The organism is Amycolatopsis thailandensis, from assembly GCF_002234405.1.
Lineage (GTDB): Bacteria > Actinomycetota > Actinomycetes > Mycobacteriales > Pseudonocardiaceae > Amycolatopsis > Amycolatopsis thailandensis.
This window is the reverse complement of sequence record NZ_NMQT01000211.1, coordinates 1-7,161: the sequence shown is the minus strand read 5'-3', so window position 1 is coordinate 7,161 and position 7,161 is coordinate 1. Positions and strand designations below refer to the sequence as shown.

Annotated in this window: 9 protein-coding genes; 1 reads left to right on the top strand and 8 read right to left on the bottom strand. The window is 71.8% G+C overall.

The window, feature by feature from the left end; all coding sequences use genetic code 11:
• Positions 1–190: 190 nt before the first annotated feature.
• Entirely contained in the window at positions 191–631 is a 441-nt protein-coding gene (locus CFP71_RS41235) for a hypothetical protein (protein WP_093939307.1), read from the top strand.
• Here the strand turns inward: CFP71_RS41235 and CFP71_RS41230 are convergent.
• From CFP71_RS41230 to CFP71_RS41195, 8 genes are all read right to left on the bottom strand, one after another.
• The gene (locus tag CFP71_RS41230) at positions 586–2,070 is read right to left on the bottom strand and encodes a glycoside hydrolase family protein (RefSeq protein WP_093939306.1); all 1,485 of its coding nucleotides are present in this window, start codon (positions 2,068–2,070) and stop codon (positions 586–588) included. The genes CFP71_RS41235 and CFP71_RS41230 overlap by 46 nt on opposite strands.
• A 60-nt stretch (positions 2,071–2,130) precedes the next feature.
• Positions 2,131–3,057 carry a GNAT family N-acetyltransferase gene (locus tag CFP71_RS41225; RefSeq protein ID WP_093939305.1) on the bottom strand — a complete coding sequence of 309 codons (927 nt, stop codon included), beginning with the start codon at positions 3,055–3,057 and terminating at the stop codon, positions 2,131–2,133.
• Entirely contained in the window at positions 3,054–3,485 is a 432-nt protein-coding gene (aroQ, locus tag CFP71_RS41220) for a type II 3-dehydroquinate dehydratase (protein ID WP_093939304.1), read from the bottom strand. The genes CFP71_RS41225 and aroQ overlap by 4 nt, the downstream gene beginning before the upstream one ends.
• On the bottom strand, positions 3,482–4,591 hold the full coding sequence (gene aroB / locus CFP71_RS41215) for a 3-dehydroquinate synthase (protein WP_093939303.1): 1,110 nt from the start codon (positions 4,589–4,591) through the stop codon (positions 3,482–3,484). The genes aroQ and aroB overlap by 4 nt, the downstream gene beginning before the upstream one ends.
• Positions 4,592–4,599: 8 nt before the next feature.
• Entirely contained in the window at positions 4,600–5,022 is a 423-nt protein-coding gene (locus CFP71_RS41210) for a hypothetical protein (RefSeq protein ID WP_093939302.1), read from the bottom strand.
• A complete protein-coding gene (locus CFP71_RS41205; protein ID WP_167406472.1) occupies positions 5,019–5,543 on the bottom strand; it encodes a shikimate kinase in 525 nt (174 codons plus the stop codon). The genes CFP71_RS41210 and CFP71_RS41205 overlap by 4 nt, the downstream gene beginning before the upstream one ends.
• The gene (aroC, locus tag CFP71_RS41200; protein ID WP_093939300.1) at positions 5,540–6,727 is read right to left on the bottom strand and encodes a chorismate synthase; all 1,188 of its coding nucleotides are present in this window, start codon (positions 6,725–6,727) and stop codon (positions 5,540–5,542) included. Before aroC ends, CFP71_RS41205 begins: the two co-directional genes overlap by 4 nt.
• Positions 6,728–6,774: 47 nt before the next feature.
• Positions 6,775–7,161 (bottom strand): prepilin peptidase (locus CFP71_RS41195; protein ID WP_208636154.1); only part of this gene is annotated, 387 nt, incomplete at its 5' end.

The window sequence follows — 7,161 nt, the reverse complement described above, 5'->3', positions numbered from 1 at the left end:
GGGGTTAGAACGACACTTGCCGCTCACGACCACCCCGACCCCCACCACCACCCACCACCGCACTCCCCGCTCGCAGCTCTTGAAGGCCTCCTTCACGTACTGACCACAAGCCGCGAGCCGCAGCGACCACCGGTCGCTACTGGCGAGTTAAGCTTCCCCAATGGCACCGTGGCTGACTCGTGGACTCGTGATGGCGCTGCTGCACGGCGCGGCCGTCACCGTGCTGGCCAAGTACGAGGTCTTCAACCCCACCGACAAGACCCTCTTCACCTCCCTCGCCCTCGCCGTCCTGGTCGGCGCGGCGGCGGGCTGGAGCGCCGTGGACGCCTGGCAGGGCAAACCCGAGCGCGGCAAGAACTGGTTCATCGCGGCGCTGATCGCGGGCCCGGTCTCGGGCGTGCTGTACGTGATCGGCCGCGCGGTGTTCGTCGACCAGACCGGCGCCTCGGAGCTCGGCGGAGCGCTCACCGGCGGCGCCGCCTTCTCGGCCCTGCTGGTGCTGATCCCGGCCGGGCTCGGCCTGTTCGTCGGCGGGCTCATCGCCAAGAAGGCCCCGGCGGAAGAAGAAGACGACGAAGACGAAGCTCAGCCCGCGAGCGGGAAACCGGCCGGGAAGCCGTCCCAGGCCTGATCACTGATCTCTTCGACGGTCGAGTCGTTCAGCGCCGCCGCTCCCGCGTCCGGCACCACGTACAGCTTGCCGTCGAGCACCACGCCGAATCCGCGGCCCGGCGCGCGCACCATTTTCGCCCCGGCGCTCAAGCGCGCGGCCTGCGGGAACTTGTCGACGACCTTGAGCCGCTTGTCCAGCACCTCGCCCGCGAGCGCGGCCGCCACCGAGCGCCGGTCGACCCGCACCAGGGCGCCGTCGGCCACCAGGTCGATGGTCCGCTGCGGCGACGGCATCGCGACGCCTTCGAACGAGGTCCGGATCCGGGCGTCTCCGTCGCAGGCCCGCGAGCCCCGGACGTCGAGACCGAAATGTTTGAGGTCGGTCGGCGCCCCCGCGCCGCCGACGATCGTGGCACGGACGACGTCGAACGGGACCCGGTCGCAGACGTCGCCCGAGGAGAGCGGCGCGTGCCCGTCGGGCCGCCGGACCAGGCCGGGGCCCTCCTTCCACGCGCCGGGGATGATCGCGGGCCGGTACGGCTGCGCGGAGAAGTCCCTGGTCCAGAAGGTGAGCGTGGTGCCGGTGTCGGTCTCGTGCGCGATCACGAACGCGTCGAGCGCGCCGACCCACATCAGGTCGGTGCTGAATCCGTCGACCAGCGAGCGTGTGCGCGGCGAGATCGTGCTGGGCTTGGCGACGAAGCCCTGCTCCCCCAGCGTCTCCACGCCCTGGGTGAACGCCGCGTCCTTGGCACGGAGCAGGAACTGCCCGGCGCCGTTCCACCCGGCGGCCTTGGCCGTGGTGTCGGTGAAGAGCACGTAGAACCAGCCGTCGAGGTACACCGCCGAAGGCTGGCCGGCGCCGTAGACGTTGTCGCGGTGCACGTCGTGCGCGGGCCCGATGATCGGCTGTCCGCCCGCCGCGCGGGTCCAGGTGAGCCCGTCGGGGCTGGTGGCGAGCCCGATCGAGTTGCCGAGCGCGTGGTCGCCCGCCGCGCCGGTGTAATACATGTAGTAGGTCGAGCCGACCTTGATCACCGACGGATCGCAGGTGTGCATCCCGTCGAAACCACCTGGGGCGCCGGAGAACACCGCCGCCGGGCCGCCGCCGGACGGGCCGGTGAAGGGACCGTCGAGCGAGGAAGACTGCGCGTAGAGGACGTCGTCACCGGCGGGCTGGGCGCTGCCGTACTGGCTGCACCACCACATCTTGAGCTTGCCGCCGTCCCGCATCACGGTCGGGCCGTAGTTGTAGACCGCGTCCTGATCGCCCGCGCCGACCACGCCGCCACTGGCCCGGGGATCGCTCGTCGCGAGCTCGACGTCCATCGGCCGCGGCTTCTCCTTGGGCGGCTGCTGGGCTCCGCCGATCCCGCCGCCTTTGCCGTCGGCCTGGGACTGCACATTTCCGTCGCTGCACGCCATGAGGACCGCGCCGGCCGCGACGAGGGCCACCACGATACGGGCGGTTCGCCGACCCCCACGAAAAAGGCGCATGATGGCCGAGTGTAGCGAGGCTTAACCCGGCCGGGTGACGTCAGTCCCCGGTAGGGCGACCAATTCCACTTCGAAGCCATCGGCGTTTTCGAGGTAGGCGGCGTAGTGGTGATCACCCCCCGCATTCGGATACCTGTCCGCGAACATCGCCGACCAGCCGTGTTCGAGCGCTTTCGAAGCCAGCTCGTCCACCCGATCGGGGGACTCGACGTGCAGGGCGAGATGGTTCAGACCCGGCGCGGTCCGCTCGTGCTTTTCGCCGCTGAGCGCGGGAGAACGCTCGACGACGAGGTACGTCGCGCCGTGCTTCCAGCTGACTCCGGCGGGCCAGCGCTGGAACTCGCGCCAGCCGAGTTCCAGTAGCAGCCAGCCCCAGCTTTCCTCCGCGCGGGCGAGATCCGGCACCCACAGTTCGATGTGGTGCGCGCGACCGTGGTCCGACGGCAGCGCGACGAACACCCGATGCGGCCCGCTGCCGTAGTGGTCACCGCCGCCGACGTCGAGGAAACCCAAGCGCCGCACCAGGTTCTGACTGGCCACATTGGACTCGCCGACCAGCGCCCACACCGACGAAAGGCCGAGCCCGACGAGCCCGTGTGCCAGCAGGGCACGCGCGGCCTCGGTCGCCAGCCCTTGCCCGCCGTGCGCACGCGACAGGTAATAGCCGATCTCCGGGACTTCGCCCGGCAATTCCGCCGACGGCCGCAAATGCGCGAGACCGATGACCTCGCCGTCGCGTTCGATCGCCCAATGCCCCATTCCCGCCGGGCCGTCATAGGACAGCCTGCGGCCGACCATTTCGCGGACCAGGTCCGGCTCGGTCAGAGGGACGGCGAAATGCGCGCTCATCGCCGGGTCGGCGAAGAGCTTGACGATCGCTTCGGTGTCGGCCTCGGTCAGCGCGCGCAGCCGCAGCCTCGCGGTCTCGATCGCCGGTGGGCTGTTCATGCCGCGTTCGCGGCCATCCAGCGCAGGGCCAAGGGGTATCCGTCGACCCCGAGCCCGGCGACGACCGCGGTGGCGATGTCCGACAGCACGCTGTGGTGCCGGAACTGCTCACGCTTGTGCACGTTGGAGATGTGCAGCTCGATCAACGGCGACGTGAGCTGGGCGGCGGCATCGCGGACCGCGATCGAGTAATGCGTCCACGCGGCCGCGTTGAGCACCACCGGCCAGCCCGCGTCGGCGGCTTCGTGCAGCCAGCCGACCATCTCGCCCTCGTGGTCGGTCTGCCGGACCTCGACGTCGATCCCGAGTTCCTTCCCGGTGCCGACACAGGTCGAGACCAGGTCGGCGTGTGTCGCGGAACCGTAGATCCCCGGCTCGCGCAGGCCGAGCCTGCCGAGGTTGGGACCGTTGAGGACGAGCACCTTCACAGCAGCACGCTCCCGCCGGCCTTGGGGGCCTCGCCCGCCACCACCGAGTACGCGGCCGCGAGCAGCGACGGGTCGGGCCCTTCCAGCCTGCCGGGTTTCGCGAGCCCGTCGAGGACGACGAAGCGCAGCACCCCCGACCGGGTCTTCTTGTCGCCCTTCATCGTCTCCAGCAGGTGCGGGAGCGCGTCCGGGTCGTAGGTGGTCGGCAGGCCCAGGAGCTTGAGCACGGACGTGTGCCGCTCCGCGGTGGCGTCGTCGAGACGGCCTGCCAGTCGCGCGAGTTCGGCGGCGAACACCAGCCCGACGCTGACCGCGGCGCCGTGGCGCCACCGGTACTTCTCGCGGCGTTCGATGGCGTGGGCGAGGGTGTGGCCGTAGTTGAGGATCTCGCGCAGGTCCGACTCGCGCAGGTCCGCGGCGACGACGTCGGCCTTGACCTGGATCGAGCGGCGGACCAGCTCGCCGATGACCTCGCCGGTGGTGTCCAGCGCCGCGGCCGGGTCCTGCTCGACGAGTTCGAGGATGCGCGGATCCGCGATGAACCCGGCCTTGACGACCTCGGCCATTCCGGCGACGAGTTCGTTGGGCGGCAACGTCTCCAGCGTCGCGAGGTCGACCAGGACCGCGCTCGGCTCGTGGAAGACGCCCACGAGGTTCTTGCCCGCCTCGGTGTTGATGCCGGTCTTCCCGCCGAGCGCGGCGTCGACCATGCCCAGCAGCGTGGTGGGCACGTTGACCAGACGCACGCCGCGCATCCAGGTGGCGGCGACGAAGCCCGCCAGGTCGGTCACGGCGCCACCGCCGAGCCCGACGACCACGCCCTGGCGGTCCAGGCCCATGCGGCCGAGCACTTCCCAGCAGAAGCTGGCGACGGTGAGCGCCTTGCCGTCTTCGGCGTCGGGGATCTCGACGCGATGCGCGTCGATCCCGGCCGCGGCCAGTTCCTCGCGGATGGCCTCGGCGGTGGTGGTCAGCGTCGGCGGATGGATCAGCGCGACCTTGGAGGCGTCGGTGAGCTGCTCGGTGAGCTCGCCCAGCAGGCCGCGGCCGATGACGACGTCGTACGGTTTGGCGGTGTTGACGGTGATGCGGACCGGCTCGGTCATCGTTTCCCTCACTTCGGCGGAAGCCGCTTGGCCCTGGCGACCTCGCAGGTGATCTTGCCCTTGACCGGGGTGTCGCCCGGGATTTCCTCGGTCACCTTCTGGCCGGGCGTCATCCGGTTCTTCGCGAACAGCGCCTCACCGGAGGCCTTGCCGTCGGCGTCCTTGATCGCGATGGTGACGGCGTAGCGCGCGTCCTCGCCCGTGCTGTTGGTGACCTCGATGGTGATCTTCGGCGTGTAGCCGCCGCTGTCGCATTTGGTGACCTTGACGTCGGCGGCGACATCCGTCTCGGGCGCTCCCGAGGCGGGAGCGCCGCTGGTCGCGGCGCCGGTCTGGATGACGTCGGCGCCGGCGGGCTGCTTCTCCTCGCCGCACGCCGTCAGGGTCAAGGCCACGGCGGCGAGGACGACGCCGGCGATGGTGCGCTTCATGCTCGTTCCTTGCTGATCTCGGCGAGCCCGATGAGGGCGGCCTCGACGACCTCGTCGGCGGTCAGCCGGTCGGTCTCGATCTCGAACGCGGCCACTTCGCGGTACACCGGCAGCCGCGCGTCGAGGAGCGCCTTGTACGTGGCGCGGGGGTTCACCCCGGCCAGCAGCGGGCGCGCGGTCGAGAGCCCGGCGCGCTGCACGCCCGCGGCCATCCCGACGTTGAGGAAGATCACGGTGTGCCCGGCCAGCCGCTCCCGGGTGCCCGGGGTGAGCGGCGCTCCCCCACCCAGCGAGAGGACGCCTTCGTGCTCGACCAGCGCCTTCGCGACCATCTTCTCTTCCAGCGCGCGGAAGGCGGGCTCGCCCTCCTCCGCGAAGATGTCGGTGATCGGCTTGCCCGCGCTCGCGACGATGTCGTCGTCGCTGTCGCGGAAGGCGAGACCGAGCCGGGCGGCGAGCGCCGGGCCGACCGTGCTCTTGCCCGAGCCCGGCGGCCCGATGATCACCGCGCGAGGAGTCACCAGCGCTCCTCGAGCGCCTTCAGGTAGGCCTCGGCGTTGCGCTTGCCCTCGGCCAGCGAGTCGCCGCCGAACTTCTCCAGCGCGGCGTCCGCGAGGATCAGCGCGACCACCGACTCCAGCACGACACCGGCGCGGGGTACCGCGCAGACGTCGGAACGCTGGTGGATGGCGACCGCGGGTTCGCCGGTCGTGACATCCACAGTGGACAGTGCTTTGGGGACGGTCGAGATCGGCTTCATCGCGACGCGCACGCGCAGCGGCTCGCCGTTGGTGATGCCGCCTTCGAGCCCGCCCGCCCGGTTGGACCGGCGGGTCACCCCGACCGGGCCGGTGCCGCGGTCGATCTCGTCGTGGGCCTGGCTGCCCCAGCGCTGGGCCGTGGTGAAGCCGTCGCCGACCTCCACGCCCTTCATCGCCTGGACGCCCATGAGCGCGCCGGCGAGGCGGGCGTCGAGCCTGCGGTCCCAGTGCACGTGCGAGCCGAGGCCCGGCGGGAGGCCGTAGGCGATCACCTCGATCACGCCGCCGACGGTGTCACCCGCCTTCCGCACGGCGTCGACCTCGGCGACCATCGCGTCGGTCCCCTCCTGGCTGAAGGCGCGGACCGGGCTCTCGTCGATGGCTGGCAGGTCCGCCGCCACGGGCAGCGGGCCCTCCGGCGCCGAGGCACCGCCGATGGACACGACGTGACTGAGGATCTCGACCCCGAGCAGCTGCTTGAGGTACGCGCGGGCCACCGTGCCGAGCGCCGTGCGGGACGCGGTCTCGCGGGCGCTCGCGCGCTCCAGCACCGGCCGGGCCTCGGGGAAGCCGTACTTCTGCATGCCGGGCAGGTCCGCGTGACCAGGCCGGGGGCGGGTCAGCGGCTCGTTGCGCGCCAGTCCTTCGAGCTCCTCGGCGGGCACGGGATCGGCCGACATGACCTTCTCCCACTTGGGCCACTCGGCGTTCTCGATCTGGACCGCGACGGGACCACCCTGGGTGAGCCCGTGCCGGACACCGCCGGTGAACTCGATGTGGTCGGTCTCGAAGCCCATCCGGGGGCTGCGGCCGAAGCCGAGCCTCCGTCGCGCGAGCTGCTCGCTCACCTCGGCGGTGGTGACCTCGACCCCGGCGGGCATCCCTTCCAGGATGGCGGCGAGGGCGGGTCCGTGCGATTCCCCTGCGGTTATCCAGCGCAACACCTGACAGATCCTGTCACAACCTCCTCTCCGTCCCAGGACAGGCCGGGCTATCCCGGACCAGGTCCGGCGAAGACCGCGAGCGCCCACGCCGCGACCAGGAGACCGGGTCCGTGCGGCACCACGGGATGCCGGGGCCCGCCCACCGCGAGCGCCACGCTCAGTAGCGCCGCGGCGACGGCGCCGAGCACGACCGACGGCCAGCCCGTCGCGGCGAGGACCGCGCCGACGCTCCCGGCGAGCTTCACGTCCCCGGCGCCGAGCGAGCGCGGCGACAGCGCGGGGACGAGCGCGTGCGCCCCGCCGAAGACCAGCCCGCCCAGCACGGCCCGCCCGGCGCTGGCCGCCCCCCCCCCGGCCGCGGCCACCGCCAGCGCCGCGGCCAGCGCCGCGTACGCGGCCAGCGCCACGACGTCGGGCAGGCGGCGGTGCCGGAG

Bases quoted from the DNA above. Each gene is read 5' to 3' on its own strand.
- CFP71_RS41235 (WP_093939307.1), top strand. From the start codon at position 191: ATGGCGCTGCTGCACGGCGCGGCCGTCACCGTGCTGGCCAAGTACGAG.
- CFP71_RS41225 (WP_093939305.1), bottom strand. From the start codon at position 3,057: ATGAACAGCCCACCGGCGATCGAGACCGCGAGGCTGCGGCTGCGCGCG.
- aroB (WP_093939303.1), bottom strand. From the start codon at position 4,591: ATGACCGAGCCGGTCCGCATCACCGTCAACACCGCCAAACCGTACGAC.
- CFP71_RS41210 (WP_093939302.1), bottom strand. From the start codon at position 5,022: ATGAAGCGCACCATCGCCGGCGTCGTCCTCGCCGCCGTGGCCTTGACC.